The following is an 18,483-nucleotide window of genomic DNA, read 5'->3' on the forward strand; positions in this document are numbered from 1 at the left end:
TTCCCTTTGGGCCTCGCACATCCATGTCATCCGGCAACACCCTTCCAGACCAGTCCGCCGTCGAACTGCGCCGCATGATCGGCAGCCGCGAGGTTTCGCCCGTCGAGGTGCTGGAGTCCAGCATCGCGCGCATCGAGGCGGTGAACCCGGCGGTCAACGCGCTCACCGCCACCTGCATCGAACGGGCGCGCGAAGAAGCCCGGCGCGCCGAGGCACAGGTGCTGCGCGGCGAAGCGCTCGGCAGCCTGCACGGCCTGCCCATCGGCATCAAGGACCTGGAAGACACCGCCGGCCTGCTGACCACCTACGGCTCGCCGCGCTTCCGCGGCCAAGTGCCCGCGCGCGACCACGCGCTCGTCGCGCGCCTGCGCGCCGCGGGTGCCATCGTGGTCGGCAAGACCAACGTGCCGGAAATGGGCGCCGGCGCCAACACGCGCAACCCGGTCTGGGGCGCCACCGGCAATCCCTTCGATCCGATGCGCAATGCGGGCGGTTCGTCGGGCGGCTCGGCCGCTGCGCTCGCCACCGGCATGCTGCCGCTGGCCACCGGCTCCGACACCGGCGGGTCGCTGCGCATTCCCGCGGCACTGTGCGGGGTGGTCGGCTTCCGTCCCTCGCCGGGGCTGGTGCCGGTGGAACGCAGGCAGCTCGGCTGGACGCCGATCTCGGTGATCGGGCCGATGGGGCGTACCGTGGCCGACACCTGTCTGCAGTTCGGCGCCCAGGTCGGACAGCATGCCTGCGACCCGCTCACCTATGCAGTGGACGGCCGCACGTTCACGCAGCTTGCGCCCGCGGACCTGGCTTCGCTGCGCGTCGGCTACACCGAAGACTTCGGCGTCTGCCCGGTGGACGACGGCATCCGCACGCTGTTCCGCCAGCGCATCGCAACGATCCGCCACCTGTTCCGAAGCGTCGACGCGGTGCGGCCCGACATGGGCGAAGCCGACCGCTGTTTCGACGTGGTCCGTGCAGCAAGTTTCGTCGCGGCATTCCGCGAGGCCTACGAAACCGACCCGGGCTCGCTCGGGCCCAACGTGCGCGCCAACTACGAGATGGGCGCGAACATGACGATGGCAGACGCCACCTGGGCGCACCTGGAGCAGACGCGCATCTTCCGTTCGTTCCAGGCACTCTACGAAGACTTCGACCTCATCCTGTCGCCGACCACGCCGGTGTCGCCCTTCGCCTGGACGCTGCCCTACCTCGATCAGATCAACGGCCAGCCGCTGCGCAACTACTACCACTGGCTGGGCCTGACCTACGTCGTAACGCTGGCCACCAACCCCGCGCTCGCGCTGCCCTGCGGTGTGGACGCGGGCGGCATGCCCTTCGGCCTTCAACTCATCGGCCGCTTCCGCGGCGATGCCGAACTGCTGTCGGTGGCGCATGCGATGGAAGCCGCTTTCGCGCGCATGCCCGAGACGCAGCGGCCGCAACCGGATCTCGCTCGCCTCGCGAAGCCCGTGCCCGAGTTGAAATCGATCGTGACGCATCCGCCGGTTCTCGATGCAGCCACGCCCGCCGCGACCGGAGGCCATGCGGCGGTATGAGCCACCGCAGGCGACCCCGCCTCACTCCTCGTCGCGCACCCGGTGCTGTCCCATCAGCGTCTGCTGCAGCGCCGGCGGCACCGCCTCGTAGTGCGAGAGCTCGATGGTGTAGCGCCCCTGCCCGCTGGTCAGCGCATTGAGCCGCGACTGGTAGCCCGACAACTCTGACAGCGGCACCTGCCCCCGGATCAGCACCGTACCCGCCGAGCCGTTGGAGGTGCCCGTGACCAGGCCGCGCCGCCCCGACAGGTCGCCCGTGACGTCGCCGATCGCCGTGTCCGGCGCGGCGATGTCGATCTGCACCACCGGCTCCAGCACGATCGCGCGCGCCGCCTGGATGGCCGCGATGAAGGCCTTGCGGCCGGCGGTGGCGAAGGCGATGTCCTTGCTATCGACGCTGTGGTGCTTGCCGTCGTAGACCACCACGCGCACGTCGACCACCGGGTAGCCGGCGATCGCGCCGCGTTCGAGCACCTCGCGCACGCCCTTCTCGACCGCGGGGATGAACTGGCTCGGAATGGTTCCGCCCCGCACCTCGTCGGCGAACTCGAAGCCGGAACCGCGCGGCAGCGGCTCGATGCGCAGGAACACCTCGCCGAACTGGCCGGCGCCGCCGGTCTGCTTCTTGTGGCGGTGGTGGCCCTCGGCCGGCACCGTCACGGTCTCGCGGTAGGCGATGCGCGGCGGCCGCGTGTTGACCTCGAAGCGGTAGACCTCGCGCAGCCGCTCGAGCAGCACGCGCAGGTGCAGCTCGCCCAGGCCGTAGACGATGGTCTCGTTGGTGACCACCACATGCTCCAGCCGCAGGCAGGGATCCTCGTCGACCAGCTTGCCGAGGATCTCCCACATGCGCTGCTCGTCGCCATGCCGCTTGGGCTCGATCGCCAGCCCGTGCACCGGGATCGGGAATTCCAGCGGCGCGAGATGAACCCGGTCGTCCTCGGCCGCGTCGTGCAGCACGGCGTCGAAATGGATCTCGTCGACCTTGGCCACGGCCGCGATGTCGCCCGGCAGCACGCGCGACACCTCCACATGGTCCTTGCCCTGCAGCAAGAACAGGTGGCCCACTTTGAAGGGCTTGCGCCCGTCGCCGATGTAGAGCTGGCTGTCGCGCGTGAGCGTGCCCTGGTGCACGCGGAAAATGCCCATCTTGCCGACATAGGGGTCGACCGTGACCTTGAACACGTGCGCCAGCACGTGCAGCGAAGGGTCGGGCCTGGCCTCCACGGGCTTGGCCTCGGCACCCTCGCCGACGATGAAGTTCGGCGGGTTGGCCTCGGTCGGGTCGGGCAGGAGCTTGACGATCACGTCCAGCAACTCGGCCACGCCGGCGCCGCTGCGCGACGAGACGAAGCACACCGGGATCAGGTGGCCTTCGCGCAGCGCCTGCTCGAGCGGCGCGTGCAGCTCGGCCGGATCCACGTCGCCCTCTTCGAGATAGCGTTCGACGAAGGCCGCGTCGACCTCGACCACCTGCTCCACCAGCGCGCGGTGCGCCGCTTCGACGGGGCCGAAGTCGGACTGCCCGAAGCGGTTGAAGAAGCAGTCCACCACCTGCTTGCCGACCCCGTCGGGCAGGTTCAGCGGCAGGCATTGGCGGCCGAAGGTGGCCTGGATGTCGGCCAGCAGGCCCGCCAGCGAGACGCCCTGCGAGTCGATCTTGTTGACGATGATCATGCGGGCGAGGTGGCGCGAGGCCGCGTACTCCATCATGCGCACGGCCATCGGCTCGATGCCGGTGGCGGCATTGATGACCACCGCCGCCGTTTCGACCGCCTCCAGCGCCGGCAGGCTCTGGCCGAGGAAGTCGGGCCCGCCGGGCGTGTCGATGAAATGGATGCGCGTGCCGGCATGCGTCAGGTGCATCACCGATGCGTTGAGAGAATGCTGCATGCGCCGCTCGATCGGATCGTGGTCGCTGACGGTACTGCCCCGCTCGACGCTGCCCGGCGCGCCGATGGCACCCGCCTTGTACAGCAGGGCCTCGGCCAGGGTGGTCTTGCCCGAGGCCGAGGCCCCGACGAGCGCCAGTGTGCGCACCGTCTCCATTTCGGCCGCGAGGCCGTTCGATCGGCTTGGCATGGGTGGTCTCCTCCCGCCCGGAAGGCGCGCCGGACGGCTGGTTGGGATCGCGTGTTTGCCTCTGCCGACCCAGCGTACGGGATTGACCGGCCTGGCGCAAGCGGGTCAGCTACGACGTGACGATCGCTTCGCCTCCAGGGTTTCGCAGGGTCTGCCTTCCCAGGGCGTGCAGCACAGGCAGGGCCGCGAGCGCCGCCGTCAGATGCTTGAGGGTGTGGCCCGATATCAGCTGCTGCGTCACCTCGTAGATCGCGTGGTCCGACAACTCGAACAGCTTGGCCAGGCCGTAGAAGAAGATCACCCAGCCCAGCTTGACCCCGATGGCGCCGCTCACCGGCTTGGCGAGCGCCAGCGTCAGGACCAGCGCCATGCCGCCGTACTGGACCAGTGCCCACGGCAGCACGTCCCCGGTTTCGTGATGGACACCCACTGCCAGCAGCCCCCCGGCCAGCGTGAACCAAGCCGCCGGCCAGCCGGCGCGCGCACTCACCCTGTCGCAGACCGCAACACCCAGGATGCCGGCGAACGCGACCGCCATGCCGGCACGGTCTGCGGCCAGCCGCAGACCGTCGGGCTGCACGTGATAGAAGGCCGAGCCCGCGGCGGTGAGGACCAGTCCCGCGAAGAACATCCAGGCGCAATCGAGCGCGTTGTCGGGGAGCTGGTTCGGGGGCTGCGGGCCCGGCACGGCGTCCTGAGCGTCTTTGTGAGCCCGGTCCAGCCGGCGCAGCCGGAGCAGGCCCCAGATGCCGATCGCCGCAAAGGGCAGATTACTCAGCACGTCCATCGAGTTCGGGAGCCCGTGCCAGGCACGGTTGTCGGCAAAGGCCGCAGCGGCCATTTCGGGCGTCGGCAGCGCGGGCCCAATGATGGCGGTCACCCACAGCAAGGCGAACAGGATCAGCAATCCGCGTTCGCGAGGTGAGAGCGACGGCACAACCATGGCGGAACTCCAGGTAGCTCGAGGAGGCGGAATCCAATTTTCCACCACCTCAGGCAACAGCCGACAATATTCCTCACCATGCCGAGTGCATCGGCGAAAAGGCTGACCATGAAAACCTTGTTTCTGGTGCGGCATGCCAAGTCGAGTCGCGACGATCCGTCCTTGCCCGATCGGGAGCGGCCATTGAACGATCGCGGCCGCGATGATGCGCCCAGGATGGGCAAGCGCCTGACCCAGCGCGGGGTGAAACCCGATCTGCTCGTGTCGAGCCCGGCGCTGCGGGCGCTGACGACGGCGCAACTCATCGCCGACGAGATCGGCTACCCACGCAAGAACATCGTCGTCGATGAGCGGCTCTACGCCAGCAGCCCGGACGACCTGCTGGCCGTCATTTGCGCGCTCGACGACAAGCTGGACCGCGTGATGCTCTTCGGCCACAACCCCGAGTTCACCGAGCTCGCGCACCGGCTGTCGAGCGAGATCATCGACATGCCCACCTGCGCCGTCGCCGAGTTCCGCTTCGATGCCAAGGCATGGGCGGATGTCTCGGAGGCCGGCCCGGCGAAGGCGAAGCTGGACGCGCCGAAGAAGTAGTTCTGCCGACTAAGCGAGCAGCGACACCCCAGTCAGCCAACGGTGTGCCCCAAACAGGAAGCCGGCATACACCACCAAGCCACCCGCGAGCGCCATGATGTCGTTCAGAGCACCCGGCGGAGCGCCAGGCACGCTGTGTGGCACAGCGCGGCGTTGGACGGAGATCCAGTCGGCCGCTGCCCAGACGAGGAAAGCCCCGAACAGCAACACGTCGGCCAGCGTGCCATTGCCCAGCAGGTGCGCCGTTGCCCAGAGCGCCACGGCAAGCAGCATGGGGTGCTTGACCGTTCGCTGGATGCGCCCGGGCAGGTAGGCCGCGAACAGCAGTGGAAACACCGGCAGCATCAACAGCAGCGCGACATGCCGCAGCGCGGGCGGCGGCGTGTAAAGCACCACCGGCGTCTGGCGAGCCAGGCCATAACCATAGATAAGCAACACCAGGCCGGCGAGCGAGGCCAGGGCGTACATGCCTTTCCAAACCCGCTCGCCGCGCCGTTCGATCTGTGCACCGCGCCAGGCGGGCGCGACGATCGACACCGAATGAATGCCAAGGAACAGGATGAGGCCAACGACAAGAAGAGACATGAGAACTACCTCCGGGCGGCGCTGCTGGCCGCAGTGGCCGTTGAACGATTGTCAGTGGAAATCGCGGCTCTTGTTGCTCTTGGCCAGCCGGCCGAGCAGCGGCGTCAGGTCCTTGAAGCCGGTGGCCACCAGGTGGCGCACCTCGCCGCCGCTGTCCACGTCGCGCTGCCAGGTGCCCTGCACCGCGAGCAGGTGCGACTTGAGCAGCGGCTCGCGCCAGGCCTCGACCACGTGGCTCCAGACGATCACGTTGACGTTGCCGGTCTCGTCTTCGAGCGTGACGAAGATGGTGTCCTTGGCGGTCTGCGGGCGCTGGCGTCCCATCACGATGCCGCAGGCGCGCACGGTCTGGCCGCTCGGCACCTCGCGCAGCTGTTCGGCGCTCGATAGCCTCATGCGCGCGAGCCGCGGGCGCAGCAGCGCCAGGGGATGGCGGCGCAGCGTGAAGCCCAGCGAGGCGTAGTCGCCCACGATCTCCTCGCCCTCGGGCGCGAGGGGCAGTTGCAGGGCCGCTTCGTGGATGGGCACGCCCTTGAGCAGCGCCGGCGCACGGCGCTGCGCGGTGGCATCCCACACCTGCTGGCGGCGGTGGCCCGAGAGCGTGATCAAGGCATCGGCCGCTGCGAGCGCCGCCATGTCCTTGGCGTCGAGTTCGGCGCGCAGGGCCAGGTCTTCGGTGCTGGTGAAGGCGGCCTGGGCGCGGGCTTCGAGCATGCGCTTCGCGCCGGCCTCGCTGAGGCTGGCGATGCGGCGCAGGCCGAGGCGCACGGCAGGTTGGCTCAGGTTGCCGAGGCGGGTGGCGAAGCGCGGGTTGACGGCAGGTGGCACCTCTGCCGGCGACTCCAGGGTGCAATCCCATTCGCTCGCCGTCACATCCACCGGCCGCACCTCGACGCCATGACGCCGCGCATCCTGCACCAGCTGCGAGGGCGAGTAGAAACCCATGGGCTGCGAGTCGAGCAGCGCGGCCAGGAAGCAGGCGGGCTCGTGCAGCTTGAGCCAGCTGCTCACGATCACCAGCAGCGCGAAGCTCGCGGCATGGCTTTCGGGGAAGCCATAGTCGCCGAAACCCAGCACCTGCTGGTAGATGGCTTCGGCAAAGGCGCGGTCGTACTCTCTGTCGACCATGCCCTCCACCAGCTTGCCGTGGAACTTGTCGATGCCGCCCTTGCGCTTCCAGGCCGCCATCGCGCGACGCAGGCGATCGGCCTCGTCGGGCGTGAAGCCGGCGGCGATGATCGCGATCTGCATCACCTGCTCCTGGAAGATCGGCACGCCCAGCGTGCGCTCGAGCGCGGGGCGCAAAGCTTCCTTCGCGTATTCGATGGGAATGCCTTTGCGCACCTTCTCGCGGTTCTTCAGGTACGGGTGCACCATGCCGCCCTGAATCGGCCCCGGCCGCACGATCGCAACTTCGATCACCAGGTCTTCATAAGTTCTCGGCTTGAGGCGCGGCAGCATCGACATCTGCGCCCGGCTCTCGATCTGGAACACGCCGATGGTGTCGGCATCGCAGATCATGTCGAACACGGCCTCGTCGTCGTTCGGTATCTGGTGCATTTGCAGCGCCGTCTTGCGCCAGCCGTTGACCATGGCCAGCGCGCGCCGGATCGCGCTCAGCATGCCGAGCGCCAGCACGTCGACCTTGAGCATGCCCATGGCCTCGAGATCGTCCTTTTCCCACTGGATGACGGAGCGGTCCTTCATCGACGCGTTCTCGACCGGCACCAGGCGCGTGAGCTTGGTCTGCGTGAGCACGAAGCCGCCCACGTGCTGGCTCAGGTGGCGCGGAAAGCCCTTGAGCTGCTGCGTGAGCTCGATCCACTGGTACAGCTTCCGCATGTCTTCCCGCAGGTTCACGCGCTGCATCGCTTCTTCGAGGCGCTGGTCGAGCACGACGTGGTCGAACCAGTAGTGGTCCTTGGCGAACTCGTCGACGAGACGCGCATCGATGCCCAGCGCCTTGCCCACGTCGCGCAACGCGCTGCGCGAGCGGTAGCAGATCACGACCGCGGCGATGGCGGCGCGGTCGCGGCCGTATTTCTGGTAGATGTACTGGATCACCTCCTCGCGCCGCTGGTGCTCGAAGTCGACGTCGATGTCGGGCGGCTCGCGGCGCTCGCGGCTCAAAAAGCGCTCGAACAGCAGGTGGCCGGTATCGGGGTCGATGGCGGTGATGCCGAGGCAGTAGCAGACGGCCGAGTTGGCGGATGAGCCGCGGCCCTGGCACAGGATGTCTTTGGAGCGTGCGAAATGCACGATGTCTTCGACGGTGAGGAAGAACATCTCGTAGTGAAGTTCGACGATCAGGTCGAGCTCGTGCTGGACCTGCGCTTGCACCTTCTGCGGAATGCCCGCGGGATATTTCACTCGCGCGCCCTCCCAGGTCTTGCGCACCAGCGTCTCGGCCGGCGTCTCGCCGCTCGCTACGCTCTCGAGCGGGTACTTGTAGTGCTCGCGGATCACGTCGAGATCGAAGCGGCAGCGCCGCGCGACTTCGAGCGTGTTGGCGAGCAGCTCGGCCGGATAGAGCTCGGCCAGGCGCAGGCGCGAACGCAGATGCCGCTCGGCATTGGACTGCAGCGCAAAGCCGCACTCGGCCACCGGCCTGCCTTCGCGCACGGCGGTGATCACGTCCTGCAGCGGCTTGCGCGAACGCACGTGCATGTGCACGTCGCCGGCCGCCACCAGCGGCACGCCGGTTTGCGCACTCGCCTGCTGCAAGGCGGCGAGCCAGAGGTCGTCGTCGAGCTCGTTCTGCAACTCGACCGCAATCCAGAGATGCCCCTCGAAAAGACGCGCGGCCTCAGCCACATCGGCGCAGAGCGCTGCAACATCGGGCATGGCGCCCGGCGTGCGCAGCGGCACGAAAAGAATTTCGCAATCGCGCAGCGAGGCCACGTCGCTTTGCGCCCAGCTCACGCGGTAGCTGCCCTTGGGCGCCGTGGTGCGCGCCGCGGTGATGAACTCGCAGAGATTGCCCCAGCCTTCGAGGTCGTGCGCGATCGTCACCAGCTTGAAGCGCTCGAACGCGAACTCGCTGCCGAGCAGCAGCCGGAACGGATGTCGTTCCGTGGGGGCCAGCGTTTCGAGGTATTCCCTGAGCCCCTCGTGCGCGCGCACCACGCCGGCCACCGAGCATTCGTCGGTGATCGCGAGCGCCTCGTAGCCGAGGTCGTAGGCACGCTGCACCAGCTCTTCGGGGTGCGATGCGCCACGCTGGAAGCTGAAGTTCGTGATGCAGTGCAGTTCGGCATAAGAAGGCAGGCTCGGCGCCTGCAGCGGCTCGGGCTGCGACCGCCACGGCAGCGCATGCACCGTGGCCGAGGCCCGTGCGCGCTTCTGGATCTGCTTGTCGCTGAGTTCAGGCATACATGCCCTGCAGGTACCAGCGCGGCGCCTCGGAAGTGAAGCAGGACGAAGGCCGCTCGCGATAGATCCACACCAGGCCGGCCTTCGGGCTTTCCGCGATGTAGTAATCGCGCACCACGGGCTGGCCCTCGCCCCACCAGCCGGCCTCCACCCGCTGCGGCCCGACCAGCTTGCGCAGGCGGCCCTGGTAGCACGGGCGCTCGCCTTCCATGTCCAGCCGCAGGGGCTCGCGCAACAGCCACGATGGATAGAGCGCATCCGGCTGCGAGACAGGCGACGCATCGGCGCGCGCCTTGTGCAATGCGGGCTTCCACACCTGCTTGCATTCCGGCCGATGGTCGGCCTGTGCGACCGCGCGCAGCACCTGCTGCGCGCCCAGCCGCGCGCTGAGCCGCTCGACCAGCTCGTGCAGCTTGTCGCCCTTGCGGTTGTCTTCCGGCAGAAAGCTCGTGCTGGCGCCGGCCCAGGGCGTGGTCTCGATCGAGCGCAGGCGCAGCCAGCTGGCGGGCGCGGCCAGCGTCGTGAGCGCGAGCCGCTCGGCCAGAAGACGCCGCAGGTGCGCCATGTCCTGCGTGGGCTCGGCCGTGCGCACCGTGACCTGCTGGTGCGGCGGCAGGTCGACGCCGTTGAAGCGCCGGAGGTCGAGCGTCCATTGCAGTTCGAGCGCCACCGCGCCGCGCTGGCGCGCGGCGAGCCAGATCTGCAGCGCGCTGAGCAGGCGGTTGGCCGACCACATGAGTTCGGGCGCGCTTTCGGCCAGCGCGGGCAGCTCCAGCTTCTGCTCGAACGCGTCGGGCAGCGTGAGCCAGGCATGGCTTTCGGGGCGCAGGCCCCAGGCGGCATCGAGCGCTTCGCGCAGTTCCTTGCCGAAGCGGCGCGTGAGCCCGCCGCGCGGCAGCGCCGCCACGTCGCCCCAGGTGCGGCAACCCAGGTGCGCCAGCACGTCGAGGTGATCGCGCGCCGCGCTCAGCGTGTCGAGCGGCAGGTCGGAAGACGAGTCGCCCGGCGGCTCTTCGCCGCGCGCGAACATGCGCAGCCGTGCGAGCGCGATCAGGCTGGTCGCGCCCTGTGCCCGCTGCACGGGCACCGGCGCGGGATTGGTTCGCGCCAGCTCGCGCATCAGCGCCAGGCGCCCGCCCCAGAGCCGCTCGCAGGCCGAGACTTCGAGCAGCAGCGCCTCGTCGTCGACCCAGACGACGCGCGGCGTGAACTGCAAGGCCCACCAGCCGAGCGCCTCGAGGGGCGGCAACGGCAGCGCGGTATCGGAGAGGAGCTCAGGCGGCCAGCGCAATGCGATCCAGTGCATGGCCTTTCTCCTGGTGGAGGCCGAGGCGGACCACGGTCGCGCCCTCGGCCATCGGCTGCAACCCGCCCTCCTGCTGCCACCGCAACTTGCGCCTGAGCTGGCTGGCCGCGAGCAGCGCCGTCATGCGTTCGCTGCGCGCCGGCAACCGGATGGGCGAAGCCAGCGGCGGGCCGCGGCGCTTGAGGATGTGGACGTCGATTTGCGCGCTGTCGTCCTCGCAGCTCGCCAACCGCAGGCGCAGCCGCGCCGGCGAGGTCGAATGGGCCGCTGTCTCGGGCCGGAACACGAACAGCAGGCTGTCGTGCTGCGCCGCCGCGAGCTGCAGCCGCCGCAGCTCGCCCACGCGCGCCTGCGGCAGCCAAGCCAGCACGGCGGCCATGTCGGCGCAGCGCAAGGCTTGTTCGCAGGCCCACAGCCTGGCCGCCGATGCCTCGCAACGAACCCACAGCAGCGCCTCCACCGGCAAGCCGCGCGCCGCCAGCGCGGGGCCAAAGGGCTCCTGCGGTGCGCCGATCAAGGCCACGGGGCCGTTGCCGCCCTGCACCGCCTGCGCCAGCGCAGGCAGCAGCAGTTGCCAGGCATGCGCCTCGGGCGCGGACTGCAGCAGCTCGGTCATCGCCCCCACCGGCCAGCCGCCGCCGGGCAGCTGCGCATTGAGCGCCGCATGGCCGGTGCCGACCACCTGTCCGTCGGCCAGGCCCAGCTCGTCCCCGCGCCAGACCTTGTGGCGCGCAGAAGAGGAAAAGGAGTCGAAGGAAGGGAGGCCCATGATGGATCGAATAACTGTATTTTTATACAGTATTCTTGGGCCGTCTCAGGATTTTTTAATCCCCTGCCCTCCGCGCGCCCTCAAGACACGCTTGATCGATCTATATCCATTTGAATATACTCATGAAGCCGATCCGCTTTCTGGGCGACGCATCTCAAATGCTTGAAGGAATTTCCGCCGGATGCCCAACAAGATGCCGGTTATCAACTCGACAAGGTGCAGCGTGGCCAGCAGCCTGATGACTTCAAGCCCATGCCCGCGATCGGCAAGGGCGTCGAAGAACTCAGAGTTTGGGACAGCGCCGGCACCTATCGCGTCATCTACACCGCACGGATGGCTGACGCCGTGATCGTTCTGCACGCCTTCCAAGAGAAAACACAGGCCACGTCGCGACAGCACATCGAAACCGCACGACGCCGCTTTCAACAATGCATCAAGGAGCAAGCATGAACCGCCGGGCCGTTCCCAAGGCGAATACCGCAGCGCGCAGCGCGGAGGTTTATCCAATGAGCACCACCACTTACGCCAGCGTCTGGGATGCGATCGCCGACACGCCCGAGCAGGCAGCCAATCTCCGCACGCGCGCAGAGCTGATGCAAAAAATCGCGGCCATCGTGCAAGCAAATGGCTGGACTCAAACACAAGCCGCCACGCACTGCGGCATCACGCAGCCGCGCATGAACGACTTGCTGCGAGGCCGCGTATCCCGTTTTTCGCTCGACGCGCTGGTCAACATCGCGACCGCCATCGGGCGCCGCGTGCACGTCGAGCTGACGCTCGCCTGAGGCATGACCACCCGCCCCATCCCCTCCACCCAGGAAGCCCTCCCCGTCATCGGCTGCGGCACCTGGATGGGCTTCGATGTCGCCGCCGGCAGCGCCGAGCACCAGCGCCTGCCCGGCGTGCTCGATGCGCTGTTCGCCGCCGGCGGCAAGCTGATCGACAGCTCGCCTATGTACGGCCGCGCCGAGGCCATGACGGGCGAGCTGCTGGCCGCGGCCGGGCATCGCGACAACGCCTTCCTCGCCACCAAGGTCTGGACCAGCGGCCGCGAGGCCGGCATCGCGCAGATGGCGCAGTCCTTCCAGCGCCTGCGCACCGAACACATCGACCTGATGCAGGTGCATAACCTGGTCGACTGGCGCACCCACCTCGAAACGCTGCGCGGCTGGCAGGAGCAGGGCCGCGTGCGCTATCTCGGCATCACACACTACACCTCGTCGGCTTACGCCGAGGTCGAGGCCGTGCTGCGCGAGCAGAAGCTCGACTTCCTGCAGATCAACTACTCGCTCGATGCGCGCGAGGCCGAACAACGCCTGCTGCCGCTCGCGGCCGAGCGCGGCGTCGCGGTCATCGCCAACATGCCTTTCGGCGGCGGCAGCCTCATGCGCCGGCTGCGCGGCAAGCCCCTGCCCGGCTGGGCCGCCGAGATCGGCTGCGCGAGCTGGGCGCAGCTGTTGTTGAAGTTCGTGCTGAGCCACCCGGCCGTGACCTGCACCATCCCCGGCACCAGCCGGCCCGAGCACATGGCGGACAACGCGGCGGCCGGTGCGGGCGGCTTTCCCGATGCCGCCTTCTGGCAGCGCCACGCGCACAGCATCGACCGCTGAGCTGCTACTCGAACTTCAGCTTGTGCTGCCTCACCGTCGCGCCGAAGGCGTCGTACTGCGTGCGAAAGAAAGCGGCGAACTTCTCCGGGCTCATGCCGTAGCCCTCGAAGCCCTGCTGCACGAGCTGCTCGCGCACTTCGGGCCGCGCCAGCGTGTTCTGCAGCTCGGTCGAAAGCCTGTCGGTGATCGCTGCAGGCAGCCCCGGCGGCCCGAAGAAGCCGGCCCACGGCGTGATGGTGAGCTTGCCCAGGCCCAGCTCGCTCGCCGTCGGCACCTCGGGCAGCAAAGCACTGCGCTGGGGCTGCAGCGTGACGAGGGCGCGGATGCGCCCTTCCTTCACGAAGCCGGGTGCCAGGGTGCCGGTGGTGAACATCATGTGGATCTGCCCGCCCAGGAGATCGGTCATGGCCTGCATGTCGCCCTTGTAGCGCGCGTTGACCACCTTCCGCTGCTCGCCGAGCAACTGCAGCATGGCGAGTTCGGATGCGCTGTTGCTCGAGGCCGAGTTGTAGCCGCCGGGCCTGGCCGCGACCGCTGCCAGCAATTCGTTGACGCTCTTCGCCGGAAAATCCGAAGGCACCACGAGGAACATCGAGAACTGGCCGGCCGAGCTGATCGGCGTGAAGGCCTTGAAGGGGTCGTAGGGCGGGTTCGGCCGCAGCGTGGGCGCGGCCACCATGGCGGTGTTGGTGCCCATGAGCAGCGTGTAGCCGTCGGGCGCAGCGCTCGCCACTGCCTGCGCCGACAGGATGCCGTCGGCGCCGGGGCGGTTGTCGACGATCACCTGCTGCCCCAACTGCTTCGACAAGCCCTGCGCGATGATGCGCGTGAGCGCGTCGGCGCCGCCGCCCGGCGCGAAGCCCACGATCAGGCGCACCGGTTTCTGCGGATAGCCGCCCGCACCCCAGGCCGCCGTCGCCGGCAGCGCCAAGGCAGCCCACTTCACGATGGTTCTGCGTTGCATGTCCGTCTCCTTTCAGTTCAGAAAAGATGCCGCACGCCGAACTCCAGCCCCGAGGAGCGGCGTCCCGGAATCAGCGCGGCCGGCGCCCCGCTGACCACGTAGCGCCCCTGTCCCTTGTTCGTCAGGCGCGCGTAGGTGCCATAGAGGGCCGTGCGTTTGGACAGCGTGTGCACATAGCCCAGGCCGAATTGCCGCGCATCGTTGCCGCTTTGCGCGGAGCGGTCGGCATTGCGCAAGGTGTCGTCGCTGCGGTCGTCGAGGCGGGCGTAGCTCAGGCGGATGCGTCCGACGCCGCCCACCGGGATGTGGGCGCCGATCTCCGCCGTGTTCTTGTGCCCCGCGCCGGCGGCCAGCTTCACCCTCACGGCGTTGTAGAGCACGAAGAGTTTCGCGAAGCCGAGGTCCCACGATCCGCCGACGTTGGCATGCGTGTACTTGCCCATGGTGGCCGTGGTGAGCGCGCTGGTGCGCGTCACCGCCGCCGCGACGTCGAAGGGCCCGGACGCGAAGCCGATGCGCGCACCGGCGAAGTTGCCGTCGTGCTCGTTCGCCGCCGGCTGCGTGTTCTCCCCCATCCCCGCCATCGCCATGCCGTAGAAGCCGCCGAGCGATCTCGGCAGCCAGTAGCTCACCGTGTTGCTGCCGGCAATGGTGGTGGGCAGCGGACCCGTGCCCGTTCCCGCGAAGGTGAGGTTGCCCGCGCGGGCCACGCCGTTGGCGTTGAAGGGATCGAAGTAGATGCTGTTGTAGTGGGTGGGAATGAAGTCGCGGCCCAGCCGCACTTCGCCCCAGTCGCTGGACGAGAGGCTGACGTAAGACATGCGATCAAAGGTCAGCAGGCCCGCGATCCCGGCGCCGCTGGCCTGGTTGTTGGTGTTGCTCGCGCGGCCCGTTCCGGTGTCGGGGTTGAGGCTGCCTTCGAGCCAGAAGCCCGCGGCCAGCCCGCCGCCGAGATCTTCCTGGCCGCGAAAGCCCAGCCGGCTGGTGGAAAGCCCGCCGTTCGACAGCGAAGTCAGCGAAACGCCGCCCGATGTGCTGCGCTGAACGCCGAGGTCCATCACGCCGAACACCGTGACGCTGGATTGCGCATGGGCCGCGGTACCGGCCAGCCCGACGGCCGACCACAGCAACAGTCTCTTCATCTTTGTGTCTCCTGCATTTCTCTTTGTTGAAAACTCGAAGGGCGGGCATGGCTGCGCCGCCGGGTGCGGACGTGTCCGTCCGCACCAGGCCTGTGAACCGTGGGATGGGCCGGGGTCTAGCCCGTGGGCTTCAGAGGTTCGCAGCGCACCAGCACTGCGCCTTTCGAGAGTGCGCCAACGTTGCGCCGGTATTGCTGCAGCCAGCCGGTGTCGTGCATCGGCGCCGGTGCCTGCCAGTCGGCGCGGCGCGCCTGCAGTTGCGCGTCGCTCAGATCGACGTCGAGGCGGCGCTCGTCGAGGTCGATGGTGATCGAGTCGCCGTCGCGCAGCAGCCCCAGCGGACCGCCCAGCGCTGCCTCCGGCGAGACCTCGGCCACCACCAGCCCCTTGCAGACCAGCCCCGAGAGATGGCCGTCGGTCAGCAGCGCGACCTCGTCGCCCAACCCGGCACCATCGATCGCGAACACCACCCGCGAGGCGCCGCCGCCCATCGCGGGGCCGCCGCAGGCGCCGGCACCGCGCATCACGACCACCTGGCCGGGGCGGATGCTGCCCTGCTTCAGCGCCGCAATGGCCGCGTCCGCGCTCCAGAAGCACACGGCCGGGCCGGTGAAGCGGCGCACCTTGCGCGGGGTGATGCCGGTCTTGATGAGCCCCGATTCGGGTGCCAGGTTGCCACGCAGCAGCACGATGGCCGGAAGCGGTGCGACCGGGCGTTCGATGGGACGGATCACCTCCGCATCCGCCACCTCGGCACGCCGCAGGTTGTGCGTGACCGTGTCGCCGGTCACCGTCAACGCAGCGGCGTCGAGGAGCGGCTCGAGCTGCTTCATCAATGCGCGACAGCCACCCGCGGCTTCGAACTGTTCGATGCTGTGCTCGCCGATCGGCCGCACGCCGGCGAGCACCGGCGTCGTCGGGCCGAGCTGCTCGAACAGGCCGTAGACGTCGGCACCGCACTGTCCTTCGGTCGCCACCGCCTGCAGATGCTTGGCCGTGTTGAGCGAGCCGCCGACGGCCAGCACCGCGCGCACCGCGTTGGCAAAAGCGCCGGGCCTGAGGATGTCGCGCGGCTTGAGGTCGTCCCACACCATCTGCACGATGCGCGTGCCCGCGGCGCGCACGTCGGCCATCATCTTCTGGCTCAGCGCCGCCACCGGCGCGCTGCCGGGCAAGGCCATGCCAAGCGCCTCGCAGACGATGTGCATCGAGTTCGCGGTGCCCAGGCCCGAGCACACGCCGGGTCCGCGGATCGCCTCGCGGCTCATGCCGACCAGCTCTTCCACCGGCAGCTTGCCGGTGACCGCATGCATCGCGCCGATGAACACTTCCTCGATGTCCATGTGCCGGCCGCGGTACTCGCCGCTGGGCTGGTAGCCGCAGGGCACCAGCAGCGTCGGGATGTTCAGCCGCGCGGCGGCCATGAGCTGGCCCGGCACCGTCTTGTCGCAGGAGGTGAGGCAGACCATGCCGTCGAGCTGCGCGCCCTCGACCGCCACCTCGATGTCATTGGTCACCAGGTCGCGCGCGGCCAGCATGTAGGCGCCGCGCGCGCCGGCGCCGGTGATGAAGTCGCTCGGCGCCGCGGTGCGGATCTCGAAGGGCACGCCGCCGGCCGCGCGGATAGCGGTCTTGATCTCGGCGGCCACCTGGTCGAGATGGCTGAAGCAGGCCGCGAGCTCGGACGAGCTGTTGACGATCGCGATCTTCGGCTTCTCGCAGTCTTCCTCGGGAATGCCGAGCGCGCGCCAGTGCGCGTTGCGCACCGACCAGAGGTAGGAGCCGCGCGGGAAGTTGCTGCGCAGGGAGCGTGTCATGCGTGGTCTCCGGTCGTGTTCTTCTTCGTGACTTCGACGATGCCGCGTTCGGCATCGACGCGCACCCAGTCGCCGGTCGCTATGCAGTCGAGCGGGTCGCGGTCGAAATCGGTCAGTGAAGGCGCGTGCGTGACCACCGCGCCCAACGCGATCTTGGTGGTCATCTCGTTGAACAGCATCGCGGCCGGCGCCATGCCCATCAGCCGCGCGACATGGAACATCGCCGACCAGCCCGAGGACCCCTTGGCGCCCGGAAACACCAGCACCTTGCCGGCGAAGGACCGGCCGCGCAGTTCGTGCCGCGTCTCGATGACGGTGCCGGTGCGCGGATCGATGCCGCCCCAGCCCGAGATGCGCTCGCGCGTGACCAGGGCCTCGCCCTCCGCGACGCCGCCCACAACCTTGCGGCCACGCAAGGTCAACAAAGTCTCTTCGGCAACGACCGCGTTCATGCGTGGCTCCCGTTCCAGCGCCCGGTGCAGGCGGCGTCGATGCACTGCGCCGTGCTGCCGAACCAGGCCTCGACGCCGAGGATGGCGGGCAGATAGTGGGCCTGCTTGGCCGAGTCGAGCGCCACGGTCTTCGTGCCCTTGGGCACGGCGCGGCTCATGGCCGAGCAGCTGTCGGACATGAGGATGCCGCCCGCGTCCTCGATGATCTTGGTGTAGCCGTTGCGGTCGGCCAGCGACTTGATGGCGCGCGGCGTGAAGATCCAGAGTTCGCAGCTCTCGTGCACCTTGCGGCCCTCGATCAGCTGCGCGGCCTCCCAGATCTGCTCGATCGTGTAGTGCGGGCAGCCCAGCATCACGTACTGGACCTCGGCATCGCGGCCGGTGGCGTTGATCTTCTCGTAGGTGGCGCGGCGCTCGGCCTCGCCGTAGCGCAGCACCTCGACCGGCGCCTTGCCGCCGAGCGCCTGCTCCAGCGTCAGCGCCTCGGGCGTGATGCCGACGATGTGGTACATCTCGACGCCGCCCGAGGACGAGGCCGCCGCACCGAAATGCTTGAGCCGCGGCAGGTTCGGCACCCGGGCGATGCCGCGCCGGCTGTGGACCACCGGCACGCGCTCCTGCACGAGGTCACCCATGTAGTAGCCGAGCAGGCCCCAGTCCTCGACCGACTCGACCTCGATGTCGAGCTCCACCACGTGCGTGGCGCGGCGGTGCTCGTCGAGGTGGTAGCCCCAGTAGGGAATGCGGCCGGTCAGCATCGCGGCGCCGGTGCTTTCGCGGCCTTCGGTGTTGGTGCGTGCGCCCAGCACGGAGTTGCAATACACCACCGCCGACGACTCCATCCACGCGCAATGCTCGCCGCGCGTCGGGATGTTGCCGACCTGGTAGGGCGTGCAGGTGTTCATGATCTGCGCGCCGAGGCCGGCGGCGTGGCGTTCGCTCTTGGCGTAGAACTCGACGATCGCCTCGCTCACGCCCATGCGCTCGGGCTGCCCCGGATCGAAGCCGAGCTGCAGGTGGCTGGTGAAGGTCTTGAACTTCGGGATCGCCACCACCTCCTGGCTATCGAGGCTGAACTCGGAGAACACCGCGTCCATGCCGCCGCCTCGCTCCAGCGCGAAGTCGCGCTGGAAGGGCGTGGTCGAGGTGATGGTGGCGCAGACGTTGTGCGTTTCGACCAGGCGCTCGGCGCCGAGCGCTTCGCCGTAGCGCATCAAGAGGTCCATCGCCTTCTGCACGGCAGGGCCGTCGCGGCCGTCCCGCATGGCTTTCTCTTCATCGCTCAGGTGCATGG

The 18,483-nt window shown here is 68.7% G+C and carries 16 protein-coding genes; 5 read left to right on the forward strand and 11 right to left on the reverse strand.

From position 1 onward, the window contains the following. Nucleotides 1-23 precede the first annotated feature (23 nt). Entirely contained in the window at nt 24-1,553 is a 1,530-nt protein-coding gene (locus BLS74_RS22025) for an amidase (protein WP_093109283.1), read from the forward strand. 21 nt (nt 1,554-1,574) lie between these two features. On the opposite strand, the gene fusA is transcribed toward BLS74_RS22025, so the two are convergent. Beyond that, nucleotides 1,575-3,635 (reverse strand): elongation factor G, encoded by a 2,061-nt coding sequence (gene fusA / locus BLS74_RS22030; protein WP_093109284.1) that lies wholly within the window; start codon nt 3,633-3,635, stop codon nt 1,575-1,577. 109 nt (nt 3,636-3,744) lie between these two features. Then, nucleotides 3,745-4,578 carry a hypothetical protein gene (locus BLS74_RS22035; protein ID WP_093109285.1) on the reverse strand — a complete coding sequence of 278 codons (834 nt, stop codon included), beginning with the start codon at nt 4,576-4,578 and terminating at the stop codon, nt 3,745-3,747. A gap of 108 nt (nt 4,579-4,686) precedes the next feature. Here BLS74_RS22035 and BLS74_RS22040 point away from each other — a divergent pair, with 108 nt between their 5' ends. Then, the gene (locus BLS74_RS22040) at nt 4,687-5,172 is read left to right on the forward strand and encodes a SixA phosphatase family protein (protein ID WP_093109286.1); all 486 of its coding nucleotides are present in this window, start codon (nt 4,687-4,689) and stop codon (nt 5,170-5,172) included. A 9-nt stretch (nt 5,173-5,181) separates the two neighbouring features. Here BLS74_RS22040 and BLS74_RS22045 read toward each other — a convergent pair whose 3' ends face one another. From BLS74_RS22045 to imuA, 4 genes are read right to left on the reverse strand one after another with little or no spacing between them, the layout of a single operon-like run. Then, on the reverse strand, nt 5,182-5,757 hold the full coding sequence (locus tag BLS74_RS22045; protein ID WP_093109287.1) for an NnrU family protein: 576 nt from the start codon (nt 5,755-5,757) through the stop codon (nt 5,182-5,184). A 51-nt stretch (nt 5,758-5,808) separates the two neighbouring features. Next, the gene (locus BLS74_RS22050) at nt 5,809-9,129 is read right to left on the reverse strand and encodes an error-prone DNA polymerase (protein ID WP_093109288.1); all 3,321 of its coding nucleotides are present in this window, start codon (nt 9,127-9,129) and stop codon (nt 5,809-5,811) included. Further along, nucleotides 9,122-10,435, reverse strand: coding sequence for a Y-family DNA polymerase (locus BLS74_RS22055; protein WP_093109289.1), 1,314 nt, complete (start codon nt 10,433-10,435; stop codon nt 9,122-9,124). The genes BLS74_RS22050 and BLS74_RS22055 overlap by 8 nt, the downstream gene beginning before the upstream one ends. Continuing rightward, nucleotides 10,404-11,204 (reverse strand): translesion DNA synthesis-associated protein ImuA, encoded by an 801-nt coding sequence (imuA, locus tag BLS74_RS22060; RefSeq protein WP_093109290.1) that lies wholly within the window; start codon nt 11,202-11,204, stop codon nt 10,404-10,406. Before imuA ends, BLS74_RS22055 begins: the two co-directional genes overlap by 32 nt. Before the next feature lie 162 nt (nt 11,205-11,366). Between imuA and BLS74_RS22065 the strand changes: the two genes are divergently transcribed. From BLS74_RS22065 to BLS74_RS22075, 3 genes are read left to right on the forward strand one after another with little or no spacing between them, the layout of a single operon-like run. Then, nucleotides 11,367-11,654: a type II toxin-antitoxin system RelE/ParE family toxin gene (locus BLS74_RS22065; protein WP_093109291.1), complete on the forward strand. Its 288-nt coding sequence runs from the start codon at nt 11,367-11,369 to the stop codon at nt 11,652-11,654. Next, nucleotides 11,651-11,989, forward strand: a complete 339-nt coding sequence (locus BLS74_RS22070; RefSeq protein WP_244503960.1) for a helix-turn-helix domain-containing protein — start codon at nt 11,651-11,653, stop codon at nt 11,987-11,989. Before BLS74_RS22065 ends, BLS74_RS22070 begins: the two co-directional genes overlap by 4 nt. A 3-nt stretch (nt 11,990-11,992) precedes the next feature. After that, complete coding sequence (locus BLS74_RS22075) at nt 11,993-12,814, forward strand: aldo/keto reductase (protein WP_093109292.1); 822 nt, start codon at nt 11,993-11,995, stop codon at nt 12,812-12,814. A 4-nt stretch (nt 12,815-12,818) separates the two neighbouring features. Here BLS74_RS22075 and BLS74_RS22080 read toward each other — a convergent pair whose 3' ends face one another. The 5 genes from BLS74_RS22080 to BLS74_RS22100 form a co-directional block, all read right to left on the reverse strand. Continuing rightward, entirely contained in the window at nt 12,819-13,778 is a 960-nt protein-coding gene (locus BLS74_RS22080; RefSeq protein ID WP_093109293.1) for a Bug family tripartite tricarboxylate transporter substrate binding protein, read from the reverse strand. 17 nt (nt 13,779-13,795) lie between these two features. Next, on the reverse strand, nt 13,796-14,920 hold the full coding sequence (locus BLS74_RS22085) for a porin (RefSeq protein WP_093109294.1): 1,125 nt from the start codon (nt 14,918-14,920) through the stop codon (nt 13,796-13,798). A 116-nt stretch (nt 14,921-15,036) separates the two neighbouring features. Then, nucleotides 15,037-16,737: a dihydroxy-acid dehydratase gene (gene ilvD, locus BLS74_RS22090; RefSeq protein ID WP_093109295.1), complete on the reverse strand. Its 1,701-nt coding sequence runs from the start codon at nt 16,735-16,737 to the stop codon at nt 15,037-15,039. Continuing rightward, a complete protein-coding gene (locus BLS74_RS22095; protein ID WP_093109296.1) occupies nt 16,734-17,189 on the reverse strand; it encodes an aconitase X swivel domain-containing protein in 456 nt (151 codons plus the stop codon). The genes ilvD and BLS74_RS22095 overlap by 4 nt, the downstream gene beginning before the upstream one ends. Continuing rightward, entirely contained in the window at nt 17,186-18,481 is a 1,296-nt protein-coding gene (locus BLS74_RS22100; RefSeq protein ID WP_093109297.1) for an aconitase X, read from the reverse strand. The genes BLS74_RS22095 and BLS74_RS22100 overlap by 4 nt, the downstream gene beginning before the upstream one ends. Nucleotides 18,482-18,483 lie beyond the last annotated feature (2 nt).

It is taken from the genome of Variovorax sp. CF079 (assembly GCF_900101545.1).
GTDB lineage: Bacteria > Pseudomonadota > Gammaproteobacteria > Burkholderiales > Burkholderiaceae_C > Variovorax.

Coding starts and splice junctions, on each gene's coding strand:
- BLS74_RS22040 (WP_093109286.1), top strand. CDS start 4,687: ATGAAAACCTTGTTTCTGGTGCGGCATGCCAAGTCGAGTCGCGACGAT.
- BLS74_RS22080 (WP_093109293.1), bottom strand. CDS start 13,778: ATGCAACGCAGAACCATCGTGAAGTGGGCTGCCTTGGCGCTGCCGGCG.
- BLS74_RS22045 (WP_093109287.1), bottom strand. CDS start 5,757: ATGTCTCTTCTTGTCGTTGGCCTCATCCTGTTCCTTGGCATTCATTCG.
- BLS74_RS22055 (WP_093109289.1), bottom strand. CDS start 10,435: ATGCACTGGATCGCATTGCGCTGGCCGCCTGAGCTCCTCTCCGATACC.
- BLS74_RS22050 (WP_093109288.1), bottom strand. CDS start 9,129: ATGCCTGAACTCAGCGACAAGCAGATCCAGAAGCGCGCACGGGCCTCG.
- fusA (WP_093109284.1), bottom strand. CDS start 3,635: ATGCCAAGCCGATCGAACGGCCTCGCGGCCGAAATGGAGACGGTGCGC.
- BLS74_RS22085 (WP_093109294.1), bottom strand. CDS start 14,920: ATGAAGAGACTGTTGCTGTGGTCGGCCGTCGGGCTGGCCGGTACCGCG.
- BLS74_RS22075 (WP_093109292.1), top strand. CDS start 11,993: ATGACCACCCGCCCCATCCCCTCCACCCAGGAAGCCCTCCCCGTCATC.
- BLS74_RS22025 (WP_093109283.1), top strand. CDS start 24: ATGTCATCCGGCAACACCCTTCCAGACCAGTCCGCCGTCGAACTGCGC.
- BLS74_RS22100 (WP_093109297.1), bottom strand. CDS start 18,481: ATGCACCTGAGCGATGAAGAGAAAGCCATGCGGGACGGCCGCGACGGC.
- BLS74_RS22095 (WP_093109296.1), bottom strand. CDS start 17,189: ATGAACGCGGTCGTTGCCGAAGAGACTTTGTTGACCTTGCGTGGCCGC.
- ilvD (WP_093109295.1), bottom strand. CDS start 16,737: ATGACACGCTCCCTGCGCAGCAACTTCCCGCGCGGCTCCTACCTCTGG.
- BLS74_RS22035 (WP_093109285.1), bottom strand. CDS start 4,578: ATGGTTGTGCCGTCGCTCTCACCTCGCGAACGCGGATTGCTGATCCTG.
- BLS74_RS22070 (WP_244503960.1), top strand. CDS start 11,651: ATGAACCGCCGGGCCGTTCCCAAGGCGAATACCGCAGCGCGCAGCGCG.
- imuA (WP_093109290.1), bottom strand. CDS start 11,204: ATGGGCCTCCCTTCCTTCGACTCCTTTTCCTCTTCTGCGCGCCACAAG.